The sequence below is a fragment of the Staphylococcus sp. LCT-H4 genome (assembly GCF_001866145.1).
GTDB classification, from domain to species: Bacteria; Bacillota; Bacilli; order Staphylococcales; family Staphylococcaceae; genus Staphylococcus; species Staphylococcus succinus.
The window spans coordinates 88,801-113,962 of the sequence record NZ_MODY01000001.1 but is presented as its reverse complement, the minus strand read 5'-3'; the positions used below and the strand labels follow the sequence as shown (position 1 = coordinate 113,962).

The window sequence follows — 25,162 nt, the reverse complement described above, 5'->3', positions numbered from 1 at the left end:
TCTATTTATAGATAGAGACAAGCAGTGCAAACCCTAGCTGCTTGTCTCTTTTTATTGTAAATATGAATAAGTATCTATCTTCTCTTATCCTGTAAGCCAGATGATTATTTAAATGTATTACGGTGTCAATGTTTGGATTGGATAGTAGTTAAGTACCTATGATACTCATCTAAAGCTAGTTTAGATTGTGTAATCAAATTGAGTGAATTTTGATAATTTAATGCAATATAACGATAGTAAAGTATATCTACTGTGAATAATTGCGCGAAAAGGGAAGTTGTTGCAGCCATGCGCAATTCATTCTCATCTGTTTCTCCATAGATTAAAGTGTAATCAGCAATTTTAGCGAGAGGGTTATTATCATTACTAGAGATGGTGATGATATTTACATGATTATTAGATGCGATTGTAGCCATCGATAGCATTTCACTATGAATACCTTTATTAGTTACAAAGATGATACAATCATGTGCATCATGTGAAGCTAATGTTGACATTAATAAGTGGGTCTCTTGCAGTAAACGTACATTGATACCGATGCGTGAAAATTTTTGGAAAAGATCAGTAACAATTATCATGGATGCACCATAACCAAATAGAAATACTGTGCGGGCATGTTTAATTGTTTTGCAAATAGCATCTATATCATGATCATTGATTTGTACGGATGCGCAATTCATGGTGTCTGTCACACGCGCTAACATATTTGATTTGAGTGTAGCTACACTTTCGTTATCAGCTAGCTCAAAGTGATTAAGTTGCTTGGTATCTTCAGGTAAGTAACGAGATATAGAAAGTTTTAGTTCTTGAAATCCTTTTTCGGTAATTTTTTTACTAAACCTAACTATAGAGGCGGTACTGGTATTGATTGTTTCAGATAAGTCTTGAACTGACATATTTATGATTTCATGAGGTGAAGCTAAAATAAAATCAGCAATTTTTCTTTCGCTTTTAGTTAATTGATCATATTGTTTATTAATTTTATAAAGTATATTGGTCATTATTAGCCACCTAAACTATCTGTTTCTCTCATGGATTTAGTAGTACCAAAGAAATATGTGAAAATGAAGCCGCCTATATATGCTGAAAGTAGCCCTGCAATATACCCTATATACATATGGTCTGAAATAAGTGGAAGTAAAGAAATACCACTAGGTCCTATAGCAGTTGACCCAATATGGCCAATGCCGCCAATAACAGCACCACCGATGCCACCACCAATACAAGCTGTAAAGAATGGTTTACCAAGTGGCAATGTGACACCATATATTAATGGTTCACCTATACCTAAGAAACCAACTGGTAAAGCACCTTTTAAAGTGTTTCTCAATGTAGTATTTCTTTTGCATCTTATCCATAATGCCAATGCAGCACCTACTTGTCCAGCACCTGCCATAGCTGCAATAGGTAATAAATAGGTTGCACCTGTTTGATTAATCATTTCAATATGAATAGGTGTAAAAATATGGTGCAGTCCTAACATGACTAATGGTAAGAAAAAGGCACCAATAATAAAACCACTGAAAATGCCGCCAATACTAATAATAGCGTTGATTACTGATACGAGACCATCAGATACAAAGCCCGCTAATGGCATAAAGATAAATATTGTTAATAAGCCAATAATAAATAAAGTGACAGTTGGAGTAACAATAATATCTATGGCATTTGGGACGATTTTATGCAATCTTTTCTCTACAATGCTTAGGAGCCATACTGCGAAAATAACACCTATAATGCCGCCTTGTCCTGGTTGAAGTGGCTCACCTGTAAATATGTTAGTAATCATATTTTTATCTGTTAAGCCTGTTAATAGTGTTGTACCTCCAATGACACCACCTAGTCCTGGTGTGGCTCCAAATTCTTTAGCTGCGTTAATTCCAGTGAATATTGCTAAATAAGCTAACATTCCATCTTTAATAACATTGAATACGGTTACAAGTTGTGTGACCCAATCTCCAGAAATCTGACCAGCAGCTAATAAGTTACTCAAGACAGCGGCGATACCACCGATTAACCCAGCCCCAATGAAAGCGGGAATTAAGGGGATGAAGATATTGGCTATTGTTTTTAATAATTTATTAAACTTGCCTCTTTTTTGATTACTTTGAAATGCAGTCTTATTTTCTTGTGCTTTAGCTTGTGCTTCAGCTTTATAATTTTTAGTGTCGTGAGGGATAGTTTCACCTAATTTTACACCGCTTAGTTGTGAGATATGGTCGGCTACTTTATTTACTGTGCCAGGCCCAACTACTATTTGTATGCGTTCATCCTTGACTACGCCCATGACACCGTCAATTGCTTTTAATGTGTCGTAGTCAATTTTAGTTTCATCTATGATTTTAATTCTTACACGTGTCATACAATTAATAACATTATCTATATTATTCATGCCCCCGACAGCATCTATAATACGTTCTGCTAATACTTGTTCTTTGGTCATAATTTGTTTACCTCCTTATATAGCAAAGCTTCATCATTTTAATGTTTAAATCGAATGAGTTATTGAGTACTAATCTTTAATGGCCTGTTTAATAATATAGTCATTTTGACGTAACTTTGTTTCAGCTTGTATTTTTGAAATATCACATAAATACATAACGACAGCCGTTTTGATGTTTTTGTCTGCATCAGTATAGAGTTCTTGAGCTGCTTCATAAGACATATCGCAAATGTCTTGAACGATTCTTATAGATCGATCAATTAACTTGTCATTCGACGCTTTTACATCAACCATGAGATTGCCATATACTTTACCTGCGCCTACCATAGTAATTGTTGAAATCATATTAAGTATAAGTTTTTGTGCTGTACCAGATTTAAGTCTAGTCGAACCAGTTAAGACTTCAGGACCGACATTAACCTCTATAGGTATTTGTGCAATCTGACCTATTTCACTGCCTACATTGCAGGATATAGCAACGGTATGTGCGCCTAGCTCATTTGCATATGTTAATCCTGCTTTAACGTAAGGTGTACTGCCGCTTGCTGCTAACCCTATGACGACATCTTTATCTGTGAGATGGATATGTGATAAGTCTGCTTCAGCAAGTGTCTGACTATCTTCAGCACCTTCAACTGCAACAGTCATAGCACGTTGTCCTCCTGCGATCAAACCGATAAAATCATTCGATGTTGTATTGAAAGTTGGCACACACTCTGCAGCATCAAGTACCCCTAATCTACCGCTTGTACCTGCCCCCATATAGATGATACGTCCACCATTTTTAAATTGATGTGTGGTGATTTCGATTACTCTAGTTAACTCAGGGAGGACTTGTTTTATTTGCTGTGGGACCTTTTGATCTTCATTATTCATAGTTTCTAATGCTTGAAGAATAGTCATTTCATCTAGTTGCATCGTATTTTCATTTCTAGATTCTGTAATTAAATGATTCATTATCTCAACTCCGTAGATTTATTTATAAAATTAAACTTGTCGTTTGGCCGCATACAATGCAACAATGATTCGTCTTCTGCCAAGACTTTTCCTACTATATTGATGTGTTCATGTGATGGTAAATGTTCTTTTATAAGTTGTAATTCGCCTTGATAGCGACCATTTCGTATATTATCTATAGTAATTGCACCGTAGTATCGCTCATTCGTTAAGAAGGGTTGGATTTCTGTTGTACAGTAGTGTCGAGCTTCTTGTGATCTGATGACTTTGCCTGGGTTATCTGGACGTACAGTATGTGTTTTTTCTAAAATATATTGCGCTTGTTGATCTAAAACTTCAATCGTTAGTGAGAAATGTCTGTGTCGTAAGAAATCCATAAGTCGTTTAGCATATTCTAGATGGAGCTGTGTATCTCCTATCATAATATGTGCAACGAAATGATCTCTTAATATCTGAGCACTCTCAATGGGGTGTTTGTATCTAGTAGCTTCAATCGTTGGTAAACCTTTATATATTGGACCACGTAGTGTTGAGCCAGCGATAAACCCATAAATATTTGCATGTGCATTATATTTAAGAATCATTTCATTTTGTGCTTTTACAAATTGTGATTCTAAACCAGTGTCTGGACGCGGATAATAATTATGGCAATAGCATAGATGAGAGAAATCTTCTAATTGATAGGAAAGCTGTTGTAGTAAAAGTTCTGAGACAATACTAGCGTTGAGGCAACAATGAAAACCGTGGTTGATGATTTCGGTGACAATATCAATAGAGGTGCTATGATCAATACGGATAATAAAATGAGCTTGCTCATATTGTTGTAAAAATTGGTAAAAAGAATGGTTGAGTAACGAAGGGTTAATATCAATCATATACGTAACTTGTTTTGTTGATAAATAATCTAGTAGCTCAATTAAATAGCGATATTTCGTGTCATCATCTTCTTCTGGAATTTGTACTGATGTAAAAATAGTTGTATAACCTAAATCAATCATGCTGTCTATATACGACTTGTCTATAGGATGACTTAGATAAATAGAAAATCCATGCATTTAAAACACTCCTCACATATAAGTAATCGCTTTCATTATACGATAAATGAAATAGTATTACAATTTTCGGTTATAATATCTTTTTATTTGAAATATTGTTACAAAAATAATGATAGTAATTGATGGATTCGATATAATCGCTGTTGAACGCTGTTTATATACTTGACTGTATGACCAACGGTAAGTTCATCGATAGGTTGGGTCTTTTGATCAGTGATGAATTGGAAATAATTATAATGGATCAATGAGTGATGCAGGAGTGAATCTTGCTTCATAGTGACATATTCTTTATCAATAAAATCATGTATATCTTTTTTATATTGTTCTTTCTTTTTATTATTTGTAACTATGCTATATTTATAGATTTCTATAAGGTTGAGTAACTTAGAAATACGTTGTTCTAATTGGTGAAATGTTTGATTATACATATAGACTTCCTTTCTTCAAGGTTTACTGGGGCTTTAATTTATTATGATGTAATAAAAGTGGTATACTGTGGCTAATTATTTTTTGACATATTAAAAATAATTAATGCCAAAATAGTAACTTTAGCTAAAATGAAAATTGAAAGATTATAAAGTTGAAAGAGGTAGACATAAAATGAAACAAGAAAAGTTTCAATTTAAAGATATTGTGTGGAAAGATTTTTCTCTAATTGTGATATTTATAGTGACTATGTTTATATTATCTAATGTTAGTATAGTCTATGGTACTTTTTATTTAGAAGAACGAAGTGAAAGCAGTGACATGCTATTAAGTTCACTTGCCCAATTGTTAGCATATGTTGTCACTATATTTTGTTTTTATTTTCTACATTGGCATGATTTTGAACCGCGATTTAAAGCGAATGCCTATTATTTAAAGCGTCATGTATTCTTTTTATTAATGATATTTATTACTATGTTTATTTGCTCATATGGATATAATATAGGTGTTCAATATTTACCTGGAGATTTAGGATTTGATGAAACTCAAAATGAAAGAGAATTAAATATTTTATTTCAAAATCCCAAATTTTTACCATTTACTTTCTTACTTGTGGTGGTGGCAGCAGCATTTGTAGAAGAAATAGTCTTTAGACACTTACTTATTGGTGAGTTAGGGAAGAAATTTAATTTTAAAGTGATGGGAGTCATTTCAGCGATATTATTCTCACTGATGCATGTGACTGGTGCTGAGTCACCTTTAGAATTTGGAAGTTACTTTATTTTAGCGATAGGATTAGTGTATGCGTATTTAAAATCAGGAAGAAAATTGATTTCAAGTTTAAGTTTACATATGTTAAATAATTTGATTTCTTTTATATTAACAATTTACACACTAAATTAAACATATAATATAAAAACCCAACTGATTGGTTATGGCTCAGTTGGGTTTAAAAATTGTTGGTAATTATTTATAGTAATATCTTGTGTTTTAATCGTTTTCTCAAAAGAATAAGAAATATCTTGTATATCTACAATTGGAATTTCATTAGTTTTACCAAGACCAATTTCAAAAACGACTGCTTTCCACAAGCCACCTTCACATAATAAGCCAATGAATATAACATTTTCTGTAATGACACGGCTATGATTATCATACTCCATTGCCATTACGTTCCTTTCGGTACAATAAATAAGAACATTAGAGAAAATTGCCGGTAAATTTGTATATTGTTGATCATCAAATTTAATATAGCGATCTAACTTTTTGAGCGTACGTCGCATTTTAGTATAAGGTAAGTTTAAACATTTTTTTATAATTGCATTGATTTCCTCTTTATAAGGAAGCGTTGAGATAGATTGACTTTCGTTAAGGACTAAGAATAAAGCGGATAGTTGGTTCTCAGTTAATTCAATTTCATAACTATTTGGTGTTTCCTGTAGCTGATAGCCCCCAAGTTTTCCATGCTTTGCTAGAATTTTTACACCTTGGTCTTCTAAATCTTGAATATCTCTTAATATTGTTCTTTTCGATACATTTAACTTTGTTGCCAATTCTGATGCTGTAATTTGTCTATTCTCTTGAATAGCTTGAACAAGTTTATTTTGTCGCTCGCGTTTATTCACTAAGAAAGTCACCTCCCAAATGATTACATATTACATTTATTATATCATAAAAGTGACAATGACGACATTTATAAAACTTTTTTAAAAAACTTTAGAGAAAACGCTTACATTAATTGGAAAGTTGTGATAATATGTAGTTAGTAACAAGGGGGTATCGAATAGATGACAAAGGGGTAGGCTATTACATATAGTTTTGATTACACCTATTCGTACGAGTTACTAAAGCAAACATCTTCAATATTTATTACTTACTTTCCTTTCTATTGAACCGGCTAGAGTATCTAGTCGGTTTTATTTTTTATGTCATAAAAGTGAGACGTTGAATAATAAGGCTAAATTTTCTTGAATCTAATTATGTTTATCATATATTTCACTAATAATATTATGATAAGATATAACAAATTATACATAGTAAGCTATTGATAGCAATGCTTACATTTAATTATTAAAAAGAGGTGTAGAAATGGAGAAAGAACAATTAACTTTTATCGATGATGCTGTCAGAGAGTGGCTCGCTACACTAGATGATATTATTCCACAACTCATACAAGATATGGTTACAGGCACGAAACAAAATAGATTTGATTTAGTGACTAACGTGGATAAATCAATTCAAGATAAATTCGAATTATTTTTAAATAAGCATTTTCCAGAACATCAATTGCTAGCTGAAGAAAAATCGAACGATGAAGTACATGCCAAAAAAGGCCATGTGTGGGTTATGGATCCAATTGATGGGACGACAAATTTAGTTAAGCAGCAAGAAGATTATTGTATTATATTAGGATATTTTGTTGATGGAGAACCGGTATTGTCGTACATATATGATTATCCTCATAGTAAGCTTTATAAAGCTGTAAAAGGATTTGGTGCATATGTAAATGGAGAACCATTAAAACAACCAGAAAATATTGAATTAAAAGATGCGATCATTTCATTTAATTCTTTAGTAATGAATGATGAAACGATGCATGACTTGCATGATGCATCATTTAGCTATCGTTTCATTGGTTCATGTGGTCTAGACTCTATTCGAGTAATTAATGGACAATTTGGAGCGCATATAAATACAAACCCAAAACCTTGGGATATAGCAGCGCAATTCTTATTTGCACGTGAATTAGGACTGAAGATGACTTCTTTAAATAACCAACCAGTTGATTTTTCCAAAGGCGGCAATTTTATAATTAGTAATCGTGCATGTCATGAACAAATTTTACAAATATTAAATTCTGGACAAGGTTATGAAAAATAAAGGGGCATAACAAAGTTATTCAAGTTGAGGTGGACTATAGGTCTCAAGCACTATGTCAAAACAAGCTAATTACTATATAATGAATGTATTAAATGAAAATTGAATACAGAATGGGGCATGATAAGAGTGAGTCGCTCTAATTATTACAAACAAAAAAAAATGGGATTATCCAAAAAAATTGTATTATGGTTTTTTGGCATATTAGTTTTATTAGCGCTAATAGCAGTAATCTATCTAGGTTTTAAAATATTTTCTGTCGGTGGTTCGATACACAATCCTTTAGATAGAAATAAATCCTCGCTACGAGATAAAGATGTCAATTTAAATAATGGTGATCCATTTACTGTTGCATTATTTGGTGTAGATTCTGATGCAAAAAGAACTGCTAACGGTGGTGGTCAACGTAGTGATACAATCATGGTGTTATCTATCAATCCTCAGAAAAAAACAACTGAAATTGTAAGCATTCCGAGAGACACGCAAGCAGAAATTGTTGGTAAAGGAACAACAGAAAAAATTAACCATGCTTATGCCTATGGCGGACCAGAAATGGCAGTGAAGTCGGTAGAGAAATTATTAAATGTGCCAATTGATCATTATGCGACAATTGATATGGATGGCATGCAAGATATGATTGATACAGTGGGTGGCATTGACGTAACAAGTAATGCTACATTCTCATATGACGGCCAACAATTTAATGAAGGCGAAAAAACACATATGGATGGACAACAAGCGATGGCTTTTATAAGAAGTCGTAAAGAAGAAGGCGCAGGCGGAGATTTCGGACGTCAAGAACGCCAACAGATTGTTATAGAAGGATTAGCCAACAAACTTACAAGTGTAAGTTCTATTCGACATTTTAATTCCATAATGAATCATATTAAAGATAATGTGAAGACAGATTTATCGATTGGTGAATTAAACAAAATTAGAAGTAAATATAATGATGCTAATGATAATGTGAATAGACACCAATTACAGGGTCAAGGCGGCATTCAAGACGATGGCTTGTACTATTTTGTACCAAGCGACAGTTCGCTAAGTGAAATAGAGTCCAGTATTAAAGATAATTTAGGTATTTAATAATTATAAATTCTATGAGTTTTAAGCAATTGCTTAAAACTCATATTTTTTTTAGGTAAAATAAAAGTCTAAAGTAAATGTTGCTTTTCTATTATATGAACCTAACTTTGTTATTGATGAAAATTAAAATAGAAAGGGAAAGCCTTAACATTCTGAAGAAATACGTATACAATATAACTAACATTAAATTAAAAAGTGTGGGGCTTTTTAGATTAAATGTTAGTTGTGAATTTGTAATGCACATACGGGTATAGTACATGAAACTAATAGGGGTGAAAACTATGCAAGAACACTTAATTGTCTCGTTAGATGGGAAAGATTATCTTGTTGAACCAGGGACAAATTTACTTGAATTTATTAAATCTCAAGATACTTTTGTTCCATCAATTTGTTACAACGAATCGCTAGGTCCGATTCAAACGTGTGATACTTGTACTGTTGAGATAGATGGTCAAATGGCACGTGCTTGTAGCACAATAATTGATAAGCCTATGGTCGTTCATACACAAAATAATAACGTCCAGACAAGTCAAAAAGAAGCTTTAGATAGAATATTAGAAAAGCATATGCTTTATTGTACAGTTTGTGATTATAACAATGGTGACTGCGAGATTCATAATACAATGGATCAGTGGGGACTAGAACATCAAACATATGAATATAAAGAAAAACCATACGAAAAAGATTACGGTCCATTTTATCGTTATGACCCAAATCAATGTATTTTATGTGGGCGTTGTGTAGAAGTATGTCAAGACGTTCAAGTCAATGAAACACTTACAATTGATTGGGAACGCCAACAACCACGTGTAATTTGGGACAATGATACTACTATTAATGATTCTTCATGTGTCGGGTGTGGGCAATGTGCAACAGTTTGTCCATGTAATGCCATGATGGAAGTCAATATGGAAGGTAATGCTGGTTATATGACAGATTTAGAACCAGGTTCATTAGCAGCCATGATTGATTTAACTAAAAAAGCTGAACCTGGATATGGTCCATTATTTGCAGTTTCAGATTCAGAAGCAGCTATGCGTGAAGAACGTATCGAAAAAACAAAGACAGTATGTACCTATTGTGGTGTCGGATGTTCGTTCGATGTGTGGACAAAAGATAGAGAAGTAATAAAAGTACAACCTCAACACGAATCTCCAGCAAATAAAATTTCATCTTGTGTTAAAGGAAAATTTGGTTGGGATTATGTCGATTCTGAAGAACGATTAACTAAACCGTTAGTACGTAAAAATGGTCAGTTTGAAGAAGTAGAATGGGAAGAAGCGTTGAAAGTCGTATCTGAAAACTTCTTGAAAGTAAAAGCTACGCACGGGCCAGATGGTTTAGCATTCATTTCTTCTTCTAAAGCAACGAATGAAGAATCATATTTAATGCAAAAATTAGCACGCCAAGTAATTGGTACAAATAACGTTGATAATTGTTCCCGTTATTGCCAAGCACCTGCAACTAAAGGTTTATTTAGAACAGTAGGACACGGCGGAGATTCGGGTTCTATCGATGATCTTGAAATCGCAGATATGGTTGTACTCATAGGTACGAACACAGCTGAAGCACACCCGGTTATTGCGTCCCGTATTAAACGTGGTCACAAATTATATAATAATACTTTAAATGTTTTTGATATACGTAAGCATGAAATGGCAGAACGTGCTGACAATTTCTATCAGCCTAAACCAGGTACTGATTTAGTTTGGTTGTCAGCTGTTACAAAATACATTATTGATCATGGGCTTCACGATGAATCATTTGTTACCACGTGGGTAAATCATTTTGAAGAATACTATAAATCTTTAGCACCATTCACAATGGAATTTGCAGAAGAAACGACTGGTATTTCTCAAGAAGCGTTAATTGATTTCGCAAAACAAGTTGTGAACGCTGAATCAGTATCTATTTGTTGGGCTATGGGAGTCACACAACAGGATATCGGTAGCGATACATCAACTGCAATTTCAAATCTATTATTAGCTACTGGAAACTATAGAAAACCAGGCACAGGCGCATATCCTTTACGAGGACATAATAATGTTCAAGGCTGTAGTGATATGGGAAGTATGCCTGATCAATTTCCTGGCTATCAAAAAGTAGTGGATGATGAAATTAGAGCGAAATTTGAACGTGAATACGGTGAAGCGTTACCTGATAAAGTCGGTCGAGATAATCACCAAATGATGGAAGGTATTCATGAAGGTGAAATAGATGCACTTTATCTATATGGTGAAGATACAGGTATAGTAGATTCTAATATTAATTTTGTACAAGCCGCGCTTGAAAAAGTAGGTTTCTTAGTTGTACAAGATGAGTTCTTCACATTTACTGCATCGTATGCAGATGTAGTATTACCAGCAAGTCCTTCATTAGAAAAAACAGGAACATTTACAAATACTGAACGTCGTATCCAACGCTTATATCAAGCATTGGAACCCAAAGGCGATTCTAAGCCAGATTGGCAAATCATACAATCGGTTGCAAAGACTTTAGGCTATGATTGGAATTATCAACACCCGAGTGAAATCATGGATGAAATCGCTAGAGTAACGCCATTATATTCAGGTGTGAATTATGATCGACTAGAAGGATATAGCAGTTTACAATGGCCTGTAGCTGAAGATGGTACAGACGAACCAACACTTTATATAGAAGGATTTAACTTTGAGGATGGTAAAGCCCAATTCTATCCATTAACATTTGATAATTTCTTTAAAGTAAATGAAAAATATGATTTACATGTGAACAATGGACGACTATTAGAGCATTTTCATGAAGGCAATATGACTTATAAAGTACCTGGCCTTGAATACAAAATGCCAAGTACGTTTGTCGAAGTTTCACCGGAATTAGCAAAAGAGCGCGGAATTCACGAAGGTGCAGAAATTAAATTAATTTCTGATACGGGGGAAGCTGAGTTAATCGCTCATGTTACCGATAGAGTGAAAGGCAAAGAAATCTATATACCACTGAATAACAATGCAATGGTTAATGGCGATCATGGTGCGATTAACTTACTGACAAATAGTGATGTAGATAAAGATACAGATACGCCATCGTATAAACGTACAAGTTGTCGTATGGAAGTGAAGACACGTAGAGGTAAGTCCCCGTTAAATCCAACAAACTTCCGTGTGAATAAACAACGCCAACCGCAATATAGTGTACGAGTTGAAGATAAGTGGAAACGTGAAGACTATACTTTCCCAGGAAATCAGGTGGATAGATAATGGCTGAAAGAATATCTAAAATTAAACGTATGGAAAAGTCAGAAGCGCAGATCAAACAAGAAAGTTTAGAAGAAGTGACAGATGCAATTGTTGAGAATAAAGATAGTATTTTGAAAGCAATCAACATTATTAGTACTTTAGACGATGCGAAAATACTAGATGCTTTATCTGGTGCAGTTAAAAGTAGAGGGGTTATTGCTAACAAATTTGCAGTTGAATTAAATAAGGACACTTATTCTGGTTTGATTTCTAATATGGCCTCACTTGTATTTTTACTAGGTGATTTAAATGTAAATGATTTATCTGAGATGCTAAACAAAGTAAATAAAGGTTTGCATGTTGCTAATCAAGCTAATCCAAATCAAAAAACATCAATAACAGGATTGATGGGCATCTTAAAAGATGACGAAATGAATCGCAGCTTAACGTATATGCTTAATATGCTAAGAGGAATGTCAAGATAATAGCGATATAATCGAATAATTATAAAGTTAGCACTCGATTTAGGCTACGGCACAAATCGAGTGTTATCTTTTGTTGTCTCTAAAATGACATATTTGCAACAGTAATAAATATGATACAATTTCTATTATTAGAATTTAAATATTACATATGTTTTACGATGAGGAGTGGAAGCTTATCAATCCGAAAATGATAAAAGTGATGGCTATATTTTCAAATATTTTATTAGTCATTGGGATAATTTTTTTAATTACTTTAAATATGGTGATGGCGATTACAATGTTTGTATTGTCACTGGTGATTAGTTTAACGATATTTAATACTTTATTTAGAGATCGAAAAGGCATGAGGATAACAATTAATATTTCTTTTATAATTGTCTTAATTGCTATTATTTTTGCTTATGTTACATTGACTAAATAAATGTAAGTTAGGGAGTTTTTCTCAAAATGAATGAAAATATAAAGCGGAGGTTACCGTTAATATTATTGATAATCATAAGTGCTGTTTTTGCGATTCTGCTTATCATTAATGAAACACATTTATTTGATAATCAAAAGTCATATACATTTGACGAAGCGGTTGATAGACAACTTGGTGAAGGCACTTTGAATATGAAAGAAAAAAATGGCCAATTTATAAATGCTTCGAAGGCAGATGTAAAAAAAGCTATGGATGTAAACAGTGATAAAGCAAATTTGAATCATATGGATATCTCTGAGGCAGTATCGATGTCAGAAGATGAATTAAATCACATTTTAAAAGATAAAGGTATATTAAAAAATCAAGGTGCGGCATTTTTAAAAGCTCAAGATAAATATGAAGTGAATGTATTATATTTAGTGAGTCATGCACTTGTAGAAACTGGGCACGGTAAATCAGAGCTTGCAAATGGTATCGAAGATGGTGGGAAAAAATATTATAATTTTTATGGTATTGGTGCATTTGATGTAAATGCGGTTCACACGGGCAGTAGTTTTGCTAAAGAACAATCATGGACATCCCCAGAAAGAGCAATTATGGGTGGAGCAAAGTTTGTACGTAAAAATTATCTTAATAAGGAGCAATTAACGTTGTACCAAATGCGTTGGAATCCCGAAAACCCTGGCAATCATCAATATGCTAGTGACGTAGAGTGGGATGAAAACATAGCTAGTTTTATGAAACATTATTATAAACAATTAGGTATTAGAAAAGATCATATTCATGATGACTACTATTTATAACGATTGAGTTATACTAGCATTATGGCAAAGATAACATAAGGTTTTAATGTTATCTTTTTTATCTGTATAAGGCATTTAAAATTAGCATTAATATTTATGAGTAATATGGAAAAGACTAGGGAAATGTGGAGTGAATGAAAAATGAAAATAGCAATAGTAGGCGCAGGCATCGGTGGTTTAACGGCAGCAGCTTTATTAAATGAACAAGGCCATGAGGTTAAAATTTTTGAAAAAAATAGTCAAGTCTCTGAAGTAGGTGCAGGCATCGGAATCGGTGGCAATGTCATTGAAAAATTAGGGAAACATGATTTAGCAAAAGGCATTAAAAATGTTGGCCAAGTGATTGACACGATGGAAGTGTTAGACGACAAAAATAATATGTTATCTAAAATGAAATTGAAAAAAAACACAGTTAATTTAACAATGACACGTCAGTCATTGATAGATATTATTAAGTCATATGTACCTAATCAAATAATATTTACAAATCATCATGTTACAGATATCGATAATGGTGCATTAAAAGTGACATTACATTTTGAAACGCAGGAACAGGAGTCATTTGATCTGTGTATTGGGGCAGATGGCATTCATGCAAAAACACGTGAGGTTACAGTACCCAATAGTAAACCTATATATCAAGGTTATACAGTATTTAGAGGCTTAGTGGAAGATGTAGATATTAAACATACAAACATAGCCAAAGAATATTGGTCTAAAAAAGGCAGAGTAGGTATTGTACCACTACTAAATAATCAAGCTTATTGGTTTATTTCTATCAATGCAAAAGAAAAAGATACAAAGATGCAATCATATGGTAAACCGCACCTCCAGGCTAGATTTAATCATTTTCCTAATGAAGTGAGAAAAATACTGGATAAACAAAGTGAAACAGATATATTATTACACGATATTTATGATCTTAATCCTTTGAAGTCATTTATTTATCAACGCGTTGTTTTATTAGGTGATGCAGCGCATGCAACGACACCAAATATGGGACAAGGTGCAGGACAGGCAATGGAAGATGCGATTATTTTAGCAAACTGTATTGCCAGTTATGATTTTGACGAAGCACTTCAACGTTATGATAAACTAAGAGTAAAACATACTAAAAAAGTAACGCTACGTTCTAGAAAAATAGGCAAAATTGCGCAACGACGCAATCGTTTTGTGGTTGCAGTTAGAAATGCTATTGCGAAAATGATACCCAACAAATTAATAAGTAATCAAACGAGATTTTTATATAAATCTAAACAAAAATAATTAATAATTATAAAACAAAACCTAGCTACACATCATATTCAATATATGTGCAGCTAGGTTTTTATTGTATGCGGATATAGCTAAAGTAAGTATTTAATAATCATTTGGCAAGTTAATTCACTAAGAATTTTGGCTGTTTATGATTCAATTTACATATAGTATCATTAGCCACGATTTTAGACATCATATCGCGAGATTCATATGTGGCATTACCAATGTGTGGTGTGAGTACTACATTATCTAAAGATTTTAATGCATCAGTTATTTCGGGTTCGTATTCAAAAACATCTAAAGCTGCACCTTCAATTTCTTTATCTTTCAACGCTTGTACTAAGGCTTGTTCATGCACAATAGGTCCTCGTGAGGCATTGATAAGATAACTTGTTGTTTTCATCAATTTAAATTTCTCAGTATCAATTTGGTGGTGTAAATCAGGTGTATAAGCGGCATTAATTGTTACAAAATCAGAATGTTTCAACAAAGTATCTAAGTCTACGTACTTTGCGCCAATTTCACGTTCTTTATCTTTCTTTTGATGTGGACCTGTATATAATACAGTCATATCAAATGCTTTAGCTCTTCTAGCGACAGCGCCTCCAATTTCACCTAAACCGATAATACCAATGGTTTTACCCGATACTTCTCTTCCTCGAAAGAACAGTGGCGCCCATCCATCAAAACCCGTCGTAGTACGACACAATGTATCACCTTCTGGGATACGTCTTGCAACGGCAAGTACAAGGCCAAACGTTAACTCTGCGGTAGAGTTAGTAGAAGCTTTGGGCGTATTTGTAACGTCGATTTGTTTTTGACGTGCATAAGTAATGTCTATATTATTAAAACCAGCACCATAATTGGCAATAATTTTTAAATGTTTACCTGCATCAATGATTGATTGATCGACATTTGTAGAAAGTAGACTGATTAACGCATCTGCATCTTTTACACCTTGCTTTAGACTATCTTGATCTATAATACCCTGACCTTCATAAACATCTACATCAAAACCTTGTTCTTTTAATAAATTAAGTCCTACTTCAGGTATTGGACCAGCGATAAAAACTTTTACCATATGTAATCACTTCCTTTACTTAAAGTATAGTAAATAATAAAGTGTGAAACAAATTTTTGAATAGTAATTGACTATGAAATTTAAGCGCTTACAAAAAACAAGAGGGATTTAGTGAAGGATTATCTCATTATTATAAAGTAAAAGAGATGAATAGTAATTGAAATCGATTGTTCATAATCCTCTTCACTTGTTTAAAAATATTAATAGTATGATGATACATCTATACAATAAAATGGCACCGCACCTAATTAAATTAGTTGCAGTACCATCTTTAGAGTCTGTATATTGGATTTGGTAATTTTGAATTAATAGTGCTATAAGTTTGTTTTATGAGATGGTATTGTAGATGATTGTTAGTTAACTTACTAGTCTTAATCCTACAATTGATAAAATAATTAGCGTAATAAAGAACATACGTTTAGCATTTTTAGATTCTTTATAAACAATCATGCCAACGAGTGTGCCACCACCTGTACCTATTCCGCTCCATATTGCATAGGCTGTGCCCATAGGTATATCATTCATTGCTACTTTAAGCGTACTAAAGCTACAAATAAATGCAACAGCTAATAGCGCAACCAGCCATTTCTTTTTAGTGCGCGAAATCTCATTTAAGATGACTACGCCTAGTACTTCTAGTAGTCCCGCAATTAGTAATATAACCCAAGTCATTATGCTTCAGCCTCCTCAGTAGTAAGTTTTAATCCAATAATACCGATAATCAATAATACAATTAGCGCTAATTTAATCAAACTAAAAGGATCTCCAAAAACAATCATATCTACGAGTACTGTACCAACAGCCCCAATACCGACAAATACGGCATATACTGTACCAACAGGTAAGGATTTACATGCTGATATGACCAGAAAGAAACTAATAACAATAATAATTAAGACGCCAATCCAACTTAGAAAAGAATCGGCAACGTTTAAACCGGTTACCCATAATATTTCGATGAGTCCAGCTAGTATAACTTTCAACCATTGCATGGTGTGTGTGCCTCCTTTTTTACGAAACGTATTTATTTTCTCAAATATCTTAAGCAACTGCAATAGCGTTTTTTAAGACATAAAAAAACCAGTAAAGTCTATGACTTTACTGGTTTTAAAGGGGATGTTCGTTGATTAGTCAACGTGGATATAGTTATATGATCCAGCTTCACCAGCAGGAATAGTACGTTCACTTACAGAGTATGGTCCGCCATTATAGTTCATTTCAGAAACATGTACTGAACCATCACTATTTACATCTTCAACATAAGCCACGTGTCCATAAGGTCCTGAAGTTGATTGTAAAATTGATCCTTCTTCTGGAGAGTTGTTAACTGTATAACCCGCAGCTGATGCAGCTGATGCCCAGTTATTTGCATTTCCCCAAGTAGAACCGATGCTACCGTCTACTTTATCAAATACATACCAAGTACATTGACCTGAAGTATATAAGTTAGCGCTTGAACCTGAAGCTGATTGTGTAGTAGATTCGTTAGTTGTTTGTGTTTGTTCTGCTGCATTTGCATCATGTCCATGATCTAATCCTACCATTGCTGCGCCAATACCTGCTGTTAAAGTTGTTGCTGTTAATAATTTTTTCATAATTAATAAATCCTCCCAAAATTTTAAAGCTTATATAATAATTCAATCGTTTATTTGTTAATTGAATGTTTGATTTCTTCTTTGCTTTTCACGACAAACAATACTTTAACAGATGAATCAAGGTTTGTGTGGTTTGTTACGTTTTTGTAAACCAATTAAAAAGACCTCACATATCGTTGTAATAAACGATATGTGAGGTTACAAGATGAAGTCAGGACCTAAAGGGCTATTCAACAGTTTTTACGGAAAATTAACATTGAAAATCACTTTTTAATATTACACTACTTGTAAATAATCTTAATATTGTGATTAGTATTATTTAAAAAATTTGATAGATAATGGAGGTAAATAATCTTCTCCATTATATGATTTTACAGCAGCTACGATAGTAAATATAAAATTTAAAAGTGCAATAACAGGAACTAAAATAAAACCTATTAAAATAAAGATAGAAATTAATGCAAGTATAGACCAAATAAAATAGGAAAGTAAAAAGTTGAAGTAATTTTTACTCACTTTGTCCACAAATGGTGAATCTTCTCGATTAATTAGCCAAATAATAAGTGGTGCAATAAGTGAAGTAAAGAAGCTTAATACATAAATCAATGTAGCCATCACTCGTTCGTCACGAGTAGGAGAGAATTGTTGTACTGTTTCAGATGTGTATGCATTATATTGTTCATTCATCATATGTGCCTCCTTTGAATGTATTAACTATACCAAATTTTTTTGATTATTGATATTTCAATTGAGCAAATGTTATTTTTAAGGAAATTTGAATAAAAAATTGCTTAATGAGGCAATATTCAAAAAGTTTAATCATAAATGAAAGGGGAGAAACCTGGGTTTATTGAAATTATTAATAGGTTATACAATGAAGTAAAGCTTAAAGTTAAAATGATATTATTTATTAAAGAAAGAAGGGAAATAATGAAAATTGCAATTGTTGGTTCAGGGAATGGAGCTGTAACTGCAGCATTAGATATGGTAGAGAAAGGACACGAGGTTAAATTATACTGTAGAAACCAATCTATTGATAAATTTAATAAAGCTATAGAACAAAATGGTTTTACTTTTAATAATGAAGGTAAAGAAAGTTTCGTTGCATTTAGCGATATCAGTGATGATATGGAATATGTGCTTGATGATGCAGAAGTTATTCAAGTGATTATGCCATCTTCTTTTATTGAACAGTATGCCCATACAATGGCACCTTTTTTGAAAAATAATCAATTAATTCTATTTAATATGGCAGCTGCAATGGCATCCATTCGTTTTATAAACGTTTTAGAAGAAATGCATATAGATGCATTACCACAATTCGCAGAAGTAAATACATTAACTTACGGCACACGTGTCAATTTTGAGTTAGCGCGCGTTGACTTATCTTTAAATGTAAGAAAAGTTTACTTTTCAACTTATGATAAAACATATTTAAGTGAGAGTTTTGATAAAATAGAAACGCTATATCCATACTTGATTAAAGAAGAAAGTTTGTGGAAGACCAATCTTGAAAATGGGAATCCTGAAGTACATCCAGGCCCAACATTGTTAAATGTAGGACGTATCGATTATGCAAATGACTTTGCTCTATATGGCGAAGGAATCACAAAGCATACTGTGCGTTTATTACATGCCGTTGAATTGGAGCGCTTAACATTGGGACGTAAATTAGGATTTGAACTGTCAACAGCGAAAGAAGCTCGTATTGAACGGGGATATTTAGATAAAAAGGATGAGGACGAACCACTCAATAGATTATTTAATACCAGTCCAGTTTTTTCACAAATCAAAGGACCAAACCATGTGAAAAATCGGTATTTAACTGAAGATATTACATATGGTTTGGTCTTATGGTCCAGTCTAGGACATCATATTGGCGTTGCAACGCCAAATATAGACGCAATCATTACGATAGCATCTACAATATTAGAGCGTGATTTGTTTGAAGAAGGCCTTACAATAGATGAATTAGGAAAAGGAAAATTAGGATTGGAATAGCTACGAAAGATTATTTTAATAAAATCATTAAAGGGAGGTATGTGTATGATAAGGCAGCCCACATTTTTAGAGTCTATTTCAACAATCATAATCATGATTATCATCGTGATCACAGGTTTTGTCGTATTTGAAATTCCAATTCAGCCCTTATTAATTTTAGCTTCAGCATATGCAGCTTGGATTGCAAGACGAGTGGGATTGAAATGGAGAGATTTAGAAGAAGGCATAACGCATCGTTTAGCAACAGCAATGCCAGCTATATTTATTATTTTAGCAGTAGGCATCATCGTGGGTACTTGGATGTACTCAGGGACTGTCCCATCTTTGATTTACTATGGTTTAGAATTTCTTAATCCTCATTTATTTTTAGTATCTGCTTTTATTATTTGTGCAATTACTTCTGTTGCTACAGGTACTGCTTGGGGTTCTGCATCTACGGCGGGCATTGCACTGATGGCGGTTGGGAGCGAGTTAAATATCAGTTCGGGTATGGCAGCAGGTGCAATTATCGCGGGTGCAGTATTCGGTGATAAAATGTCTCCACTATCTGATACGACAAATCTAGCTGCACTGGTTACTAAAGTGAATATTTTTGCGCATATTAGAGCTATGATATGGACAACCATACCAGCCTCAATCATCGGTTTGATTGTATGGTATATTGCTGGAAGACAATATAGTGGGAATACAAATACAAGACAAGTTAATCAAATGTTAACAGAGCTATCTCAAATTTATCATATTAATATATTTGTTTGGATACCAGTTATCGTTATTGTAGCTTGTTTAGCATGTAAGGTTGCTACAGTACCAGCGATGTTATTATCAAGCTTAAGCGCTATAGGTGTGGGTGCGTTAAATAATGGTTTTAATATTATAGACGGTTTCAAAGCAACATTTGATGGATTCACCAAGAGTATGGTTCCTGCTAGTAGTGGATCACTTTCAGAAAGATCAATAACCTTGATTGAACAAGGTGGCATGATGAGCATGACTGAAATCGTTGTGACTATCTTTTGTGGTTATGCGTTTGCTGGAATCGTAGAAAAAGCAGGATGTTTAGATGTTATATTACACAAAATATCAAAAAATATAAATACGGTAGGTCAATTGATATTAACTACCATCATTGGTAGTTTAATAATGGTATTAGCAGCAGGTGTAGCTTCTGTAGTTATCATTATGGTGGGTGTATTAATGATGGATATGTATAATAAGATGGATTTGGATCGAACAAATTTATCTAGAACGCTAGAAGATTCAGGTACAATGATTATTCCGCTTATACCTTGGGGAACATCAGGTATTTACTATACACAACAGTTAGGTGTAACTGTAGATCAATTCTTTATCTGGACGGTCCCATGTTATTTATGTATATGTTTTGCATTATTTTATGGATTTACAGGTATTACTATAAAGAAAGCAAAAGCATGACTATAAGTATTAGTGATAAAAATAGAGATAAAGAGCTAGACATTATTTGATTTTTGGAGATGAATTTTCACTGATAAGTTTAAAAGTATATAATTCGGATAAACATAAGTATAGATGAGGTGATTCCATCTGCCTTATAGTGATAATTGTAGCGATATTGCTATGAGTCATGGTATTCATCGATACTTCTAATGAAGATAAAGTTTAAAATATCCTTCTTTTATCTATTTTGTAATCGGTTTTGTATTGTATATTGTAGCGATGATGCAATATAGAACCGGTTAATTATGAATTTAGTGTTTAGATGAGCGTCATTTTAATAATACTATAATTATTTTATTGGGAATGTTTAAAGGTTATAATCCAACGCGTTTAATTAATCACTTAATACTAGACTGATACTTTTAGTTCTATTTATATAAAAGAAAGATAATCTATAAGTACTATTTTAATCAACAATTTTTCACATTTTCTCATGTAGAGCACCAGTGCTAATTTTAGACTAGTGCTTACTACACGCGTGATCTGAAAGATTCACATGACGAACCTAAAAATGGTGAAGATAACTATAATTTAGAAATTTAAAGTTAATTAATAAAAAAAACAAAGCAAACGCTAAAAATAGCGTTTGCTTTGTCATTTATATTCACTTATTAGTGGATATAGTTGTAGCTTGAAGCTTCACCAGCTGAAATTGTACGTGAAGTAACAACACCAGGGCCAGCACCGTAGTTCATTTCTGAAACTTCGATTGAACCATCACTATTTACATTTTCAACGTATGCAACGTGACCGTAAGCACCAGCTGAAGATTGTAAAATAGAACCTTGTGAAGGTGAGTTATTTACTGTATAACCTGAACCAGCTGCTGCGCTTGCCCAGTTATTAGCATTACCCCAAGTTGAACTGATTTTTCCACCAACTCTGTCGAATACATAATATGTACATTGACCAGAAGTATAAAGGTTATTTGAAGAACCTGAATTACTTGCAAATGAGCTTGATGAATTTGATGAACTTGATGGTGCACTAGTTGTACTTACTTTAACATTGCTTGTTGAAGTAGAGTGTGAAACTGCGCCTCTTCCACCAGTTGTATTATTGCTTGCTGTATATGATTGAGTAGAACTAGCTTGTGTATTGTAGCTATAACCACTATTATTATTTTCTTGTTGTGCTTGTTTAGGGCTCCAATTACCTTTCCAATCATAATTGTAGTTACCTTGTTGATCTATTGTATATGAATATTCGAATGATGTAGGATCATTAGGATTATACCCACCATTGTTATTTTCTGCTGCGTCTGCATCATGTTGTGCAAAAGCAAAAGTAGCGATTCCTGCAGTTGCGATTGTAGCTGTAGCGATTTTCTTCATTGTAAAATATCCTCCTAAAAATTGTTTCGTAATGCTATCCCAGTCTCTAATGACAAATTTATAATTTTTATTCGCTGTTTCAACGACAAGAATTACTTTATCAGAAAAACATCCCTTTGTGGGCGATGTTATCGTTTTGTAATTTAGTTCTAATAATTTATTCAGTTATGTAATAAATTGGTGTTATTAAAATAGTTAGGAAAGGTTGTTATATCAACGTTTTCCGAATTATTAGTGTATAATTGCACTATGCTTTATTACAACGCTGTAAAATAACAGAAAATTTCAAACAATAATAAATGAGAGAAAATAGTTATTAAAATAAACTAAAATTTACTAACTTAAGATATTATATAAAAAACATATATTCAATAATTAATATAGTAGTCAGAATAAGGACTTGAATAAAAGAAACTAAATTGTAAGCATAGATATTGACACTTACTTAATGAAGCCTTAATATAATGGTATAAAAAATATACTAGTTAAGTGAGGTGAAGCAATGAAAGTTGAACTCGGCTTAACATCTTTTGCTGATAATACTGATATTTATGTAGAGGATGGACAACAAAGTGCGGTGACTAATGCACAAAGAATACGAAATATTATCGAAGAAATTGAAACGGCAGATTACTATGGATTAGATGTTTACGGTTTAGGAGAGCACCATCGATCAGATTATGCAGTTTCTGACCCTGTTACTGTCTTAGCGGCAGCAGCTAGAAATACATCGCACATTAAATTGAGTAGTGCAGTAACAGTACTTTCGTCAGATGATCCTGTACGTGTGTTTGAACGCTTTTCTACATTAGATGCTGTTTCAAATGGGCGTGCTGAAATTATGGTTGGTCGAGGATCGTTTATTGAATCATTTCCATTATTTGGATACAATTTAAATGATTATGAACAACTTTTTAATGAAAAAATTGATTTATTGATGAACATTAATCATAATCCCATCGTAAATTGGGAAGGTGAACTAAGACCATCCATACAAAATTTAGGTGTGTATCCAAGACCTGAAAATGGGCCATTACCGATTGCGATAGCAACAGGAGGGACACCTGAATCTTCGTTAAAAGCAGGAGCGTTAGGATTACCTATAACTTATGCTATAATCGGTGGAGACCCAAAAAGATTTAAACGCAATATAGATATGTACAAATCTATAGCAGAATCTTATGGACACAATGTAAAAGAATTATCTATTGCGACACATTCATGGGGATATATTGCGGAAACAGATGAACAAGCAAAGCGCGAGTTCTTCCCTTCTGTCAAATTTAGTCATGATGTGCTAGCCAAAGAAAGAGGTTGGGCACCTTATGATGAAAATAGTTTTGAACGAGAGGCTGGTCCAAATGGTGCAATGTACGTAGGGAGTCCAGAGACTGTCGCACAAAAGATAATCGAAACGGTTGAAACACTAGGTCTTACACGTTTTATGTTACACACCCCAGTAGGTTCTATACCTCATACTAGAACACTGACTACTATCAAATTGTTAGCACAACGTGTGAAACCTATTGTAGATAAATATTTTGAAAACAAATAGAAGGAGCGTTTATAATGATATTACGTTATTTAACAAATTTAAAATTAGCCAAAGAATTGTATGATGCAGCAAAACCTAAATTAAAAGGTGACCAATCAATGAAAGATACTTTTGTAGAGGTATTTAACTTACCTTCAAGCGCAGTGCCTTTAGCTGGAGCAGTTGAAGCTTTAAGTGCAGTATTTTTTGTATTAAGTTTTGCGAGTAAAAAATTATCACGTTTAGGTTCGCTTTTATCAATTTCAGTATTAGGCGTTGCAGCTTATAAACATTTTGAAGCTGGACACGGTAAAGCTGGTGCTAAACACGCTCTAGACTTAACTGGTTTAGCAGCATTAAGTTTATTAGATACAATCAATTGTAAGAAAAAATAATAACTGATTTTAAGTATTAAAAAGAACTGGCTCACACATCATCATTGTGTGAGCCAGTTCTTTTTTGTTTCACATTACAATAGGAAGTTCTTGGAAAAATAAAGTTATAGCGTTGAAAATTTAATTGTTTATCTATTCAATTTTTAGTAATAAAAAGTATCTATAGACCACTAAAATTTGAAAATTAAAACAAAACATTAAAAAAAGAGTAGGAAATCTTAATATTTTTCATAGTTAGTCATATTGAATCAAAAGTGTTAAATAGGATAAAATTATTATATTAACAACTAGAAATAACATAAGGAGTGGTTATATGAAACTACAACATTTTAAATCATTAAATGAACTTATCGAAAAATACCAACAAGGTAAAAATTTCTTTAAACAATCAAAGTACCAATACCAATTGAATTATGAAGAAGTATTTATTTTAAACTATATTTACAATAATAATAATAACGAAATTACTGCTAAGGACATCGCGCAATATTCACAGTTGAAGCCTTATTACCTAACAAAATCACTTCAAAAATTAATAAAAATGGAATATTTAAATAAAAAAAGAAGCGATATTGATGAACGTACAATCGTTGTTTATGTAAATGCGCAACAACGTGAAAAAATAAAGCATACTATAGAAAATTTACAAAAACAGCTTTAAGATAAGACAAAAAGCTGAATGAGCAAGTTAGATAAAGAAGTTGCGAATAAAGAT

25 protein-coding genes are annotated in these 25,162 nt (G+C 33.0%); 13 read left to right on the top strand and 12 right to left on the bottom strand.

What is annotated here, in order from left to right; genetic code table 11:
• Positions 1-125: 125 nt before the first annotated feature.
• From BK821_RS00620 to BK821_RS00600, 5 genes are all read right to left on the bottom strand, one after another.
• Positions 126-1,001 (bottom strand): MurR/RpiR family transcriptional regulator, encoded by an 876-nt coding sequence (locus BK821_RS00620; protein ID WP_046835730.1) that lies wholly within the window; start codon positions 999-1,001, stop codon positions 126-128.
• 2 nt (positions 1,002-1,003) lie between these two features.
• Complete coding sequence (locus tag BK821_RS00615; protein WP_071330968.1) at positions 1,004-2,443, bottom strand: PTS transporter subunit EIIC; 1,440 nt, start codon at positions 2,441-2,443, stop codon at positions 1,004-1,006.
• Positions 2,444-2,512: 69 nt separating this feature from the next.
• Positions 2,513-3,400 carry an N-acetylmuramic acid 6-phosphate etherase gene (gene murQ, locus BK821_RS00610; RefSeq protein WP_046835728.1) on the bottom strand — a complete coding sequence of 296 codons (888 nt, stop codon included), beginning with the start codon at positions 3,398-3,400 and terminating at the stop codon, positions 2,513-2,515.
• Positions 3,400-4,455, bottom strand: a complete 1,056-nt coding sequence (locus BK821_RS00605; protein WP_046835727.1) for a MupG family TIM beta-alpha barrel fold protein — start codon at positions 4,453-4,455, stop codon at positions 3,400-3,402. The genes murQ and BK821_RS00605 overlap by 1 nt, the downstream gene beginning before the upstream one ends.
• 98 nt (positions 4,456-4,553) lie before the next feature.
• Complete coding sequence (locus tag BK821_RS00600) at positions 4,554-4,883, bottom strand: hypothetical protein (protein WP_046835726.1); 330 nt, start codon at positions 4,881-4,883, stop codon at positions 4,554-4,556.
• 172 nt (positions 4,884-5,055) lie between these two features.
• On the opposite strand from BK821_RS00600, the gene BK821_RS00595 reads away from it, so the two are divergent.
• A complete protein-coding gene (locus BK821_RS00595; protein WP_046835725.1) occupies positions 5,056-5,784 on the top strand; it encodes a CPBP family intramembrane glutamic endopeptidase in 729 nt (242 codons plus the stop codon).
• A 29-nt stretch (positions 5,785-5,813) separates the two neighbouring features.
• On the opposite strand, the gene BK821_RS00590 is transcribed toward BK821_RS00595, so the two are convergent.
• Complete coding sequence (locus tag BK821_RS00590) at positions 5,814-6,506, bottom strand: helix-turn-helix transcriptional regulator (protein WP_046835724.1); 693 nt, start codon at positions 6,504-6,506, stop codon at positions 5,814-5,816.
• Positions 6,507-6,969: 463 nt separating this feature from the next.
• On the opposite strand from BK821_RS00590, the gene BK821_RS00585 reads away from it, so the two are divergent.
• From BK821_RS00585 to BK821_RS00555, 7 genes are all read left to right on the top strand, one after another.
• Positions 6,970-7,761: an inositol monophosphatase family protein gene (locus tag BK821_RS00585; RefSeq protein WP_046835723.1), complete on the top strand. Its 792-nt coding sequence runs from the start codon at positions 6,970-6,972 to the stop codon at positions 7,759-7,761.
• Between the two features lie 126 nt (positions 7,762-7,887).
• Complete coding sequence (locus BK821_RS00580; RefSeq protein WP_071330967.1) at positions 7,888-8,847, top strand: LCP family glycopolymer transferase; 960 nt, start codon at positions 7,888-7,890, stop codon at positions 8,845-8,847.
• 281 nt (positions 8,848-9,128) lie between these two features.
• The gene (gene fdhF, locus BK821_RS00575) at positions 9,129-12,083 is read left to right on the top strand and encodes a formate dehydrogenase subunit alpha (protein ID WP_046835721.1); all 2,955 of its coding nucleotides are present in this window, start codon (positions 9,129-9,131) and stop codon (positions 12,081-12,083) included.
• Entirely contained in the window at positions 12,083-12,547 is a 465-nt protein-coding gene (locus BK821_RS00570; protein ID WP_046835720.1) for a helical membrane plugin domain-containing protein, read from the top strand. Before fdhF ends, BK821_RS00570 begins: the two co-directional genes overlap by 1 nt.
• A gap of 148 nt (positions 12,548-12,695) precedes the next feature.
• A complete protein-coding gene (locus BK821_RS13560) occupies positions 12,696-12,968 on the top strand; it encodes a hypothetical protein (protein WP_046835719.1) in 273 nt (90 codons plus the stop codon).
• 26 nt (positions 12,969-12,994) lie between these two features.
• Positions 12,995-13,771, top strand: coding sequence for an N-acetylglucosaminidase (locus BK821_RS00560; RefSeq protein WP_046835718.1), 777 nt, complete (start codon positions 12,995-12,997; stop codon positions 13,769-13,771).
• Positions 13,772-13,912: 141 nt separating this feature from the next.
• Complete coding sequence (locus tag BK821_RS00555; RefSeq protein ID WP_046835717.1) at positions 13,913-15,037, top strand: FAD-dependent monooxygenase; 1,125 nt, start codon at positions 13,913-13,915, stop codon at positions 15,035-15,037.
• A 112-nt stretch (positions 15,038-15,149) separates the two neighbouring features.
• Here the strand turns inward: BK821_RS00555 and BK821_RS00550 are convergent, their stop codons facing one another.
• From BK821_RS00550 to BK821_RS00530, 5 genes are all read right to left on the bottom strand, one after another.
• Positions 15,150-16,109: a 2-hydroxyacid dehydrogenase family protein gene (locus tag BK821_RS00550; protein ID WP_071330966.1), complete on the bottom strand. Its 960-nt coding sequence runs from the start codon at positions 16,107-16,109 to the stop codon at positions 15,150-15,152.
• Positions 16,110-16,466: 357 nt separating this feature from the next.
• On the bottom strand, positions 16,467-16,781 hold the full coding sequence (locus tag BK821_RS00545; RefSeq protein ID WP_046835715.1) for a DMT family transporter: 315 nt from the start codon (positions 16,779-16,781) through the stop codon (positions 16,467-16,469).
• Positions 16,781-17,101: a DMT family transporter gene (locus tag BK821_RS00540; RefSeq protein ID WP_046835714.1), complete on the bottom strand. Its 321-nt coding sequence runs from the start codon at positions 17,099-17,101 to the stop codon at positions 16,781-16,783. Before BK821_RS00540 ends, BK821_RS00545 begins: the two co-directional genes overlap by 1 nt.
• 135 nt (positions 17,102-17,236) lie before the next feature.
• Positions 17,237-17,704 carry a CHAP domain-containing protein gene (locus BK821_RS00535; protein ID WP_046835713.1) on the bottom strand — a complete coding sequence of 156 codons (468 nt, stop codon included), beginning with the start codon at positions 17,702-17,704 and terminating at the stop codon, positions 17,237-17,239.
• A 315-nt stretch (positions 17,705-18,019) separates the two neighbouring features.
• Positions 18,020-18,391 (bottom strand): DUF4870 domain-containing protein, encoded by a 372-nt coding sequence (locus tag BK821_RS00530; RefSeq protein ID WP_071330965.1) that lies wholly within the window; start codon positions 18,389-18,391, stop codon positions 18,020-18,022.
• Between the two features lie 243 nt (positions 18,392-18,634).
• On the opposite strand from BK821_RS00530, the gene BK821_RS00525 reads away from it, so the two are divergent.
• Both BK821_RS00525 and nhaC read left to right on the top strand, forming a co-directional pair.
• Positions 18,635-19,705: an NAD/NADP-dependent octopine/nopaline dehydrogenase family protein gene (locus BK821_RS00525; protein ID WP_046835973.1), complete on the top strand. Its 1,071-nt coding sequence runs from the start codon at positions 18,635-18,637 to the stop codon at positions 19,703-19,705.
• A 45-nt stretch (positions 19,706-19,750) separates the two neighbouring features.
• Positions 19,751-21,142 (top strand): Na+/H+ antiporter NhaC, encoded by a 1,392-nt coding sequence (gene nhaC, locus BK821_RS00520; RefSeq protein WP_046835711.1) that lies wholly within the window; start codon positions 19,751-19,753, stop codon positions 21,140-21,142.
• A 653-nt stretch (positions 21,143-21,795) separates the two neighbouring features.
• On the opposite strand, the gene BK821_RS00515 is transcribed toward nhaC, so the two are convergent.
• A complete protein-coding gene (locus BK821_RS00515) occupies positions 21,796-22,518 on the bottom strand; it encodes a CHAP domain-containing protein (RefSeq protein ID WP_046835710.1) in 723 nt (240 codons plus the stop codon).
• Positions 22,519-23,020: 502 nt separating this feature from the next.
• Between BK821_RS00515 and BK821_RS00510 the strand changes: the two genes are divergently transcribed.
• The 3 genes from BK821_RS00510 to BK821_RS00500 all read left to right on the top strand — a co-directional run bounded on the left by BK821_RS00510 (position 23,021) and on the right by BK821_RS00500 (position 25,108).
• Positions 23,021-24,073: an LLM class flavin-dependent oxidoreductase gene (locus tag BK821_RS00510; RefSeq protein ID WP_046835709.1), complete on the top strand. Its 1,053-nt coding sequence runs from the start codon at positions 23,021-23,023 to the stop codon at positions 24,071-24,073.
• A 14-nt stretch (positions 24,074-24,087) separates the two neighbouring features.
• Positions 24,088-24,447: a membrane protein gene (locus BK821_RS00505; protein ID WP_046835708.1), complete on the top strand. Its 360-nt coding sequence runs from the start codon at positions 24,088-24,090 to the stop codon at positions 24,445-24,447.
• 313 nt (positions 24,448-24,760) lie between these two features.
• Positions 24,761-25,108, top strand: a complete 348-nt coding sequence (locus BK821_RS00500) for a transcriptional regulator, SarA/Rot family (RefSeq protein ID WP_046835707.1) — start codon at positions 24,761-24,763, stop codon at positions 25,106-25,108.
• Positions 25,109-25,162 lie beyond the last annotated feature (54 nt).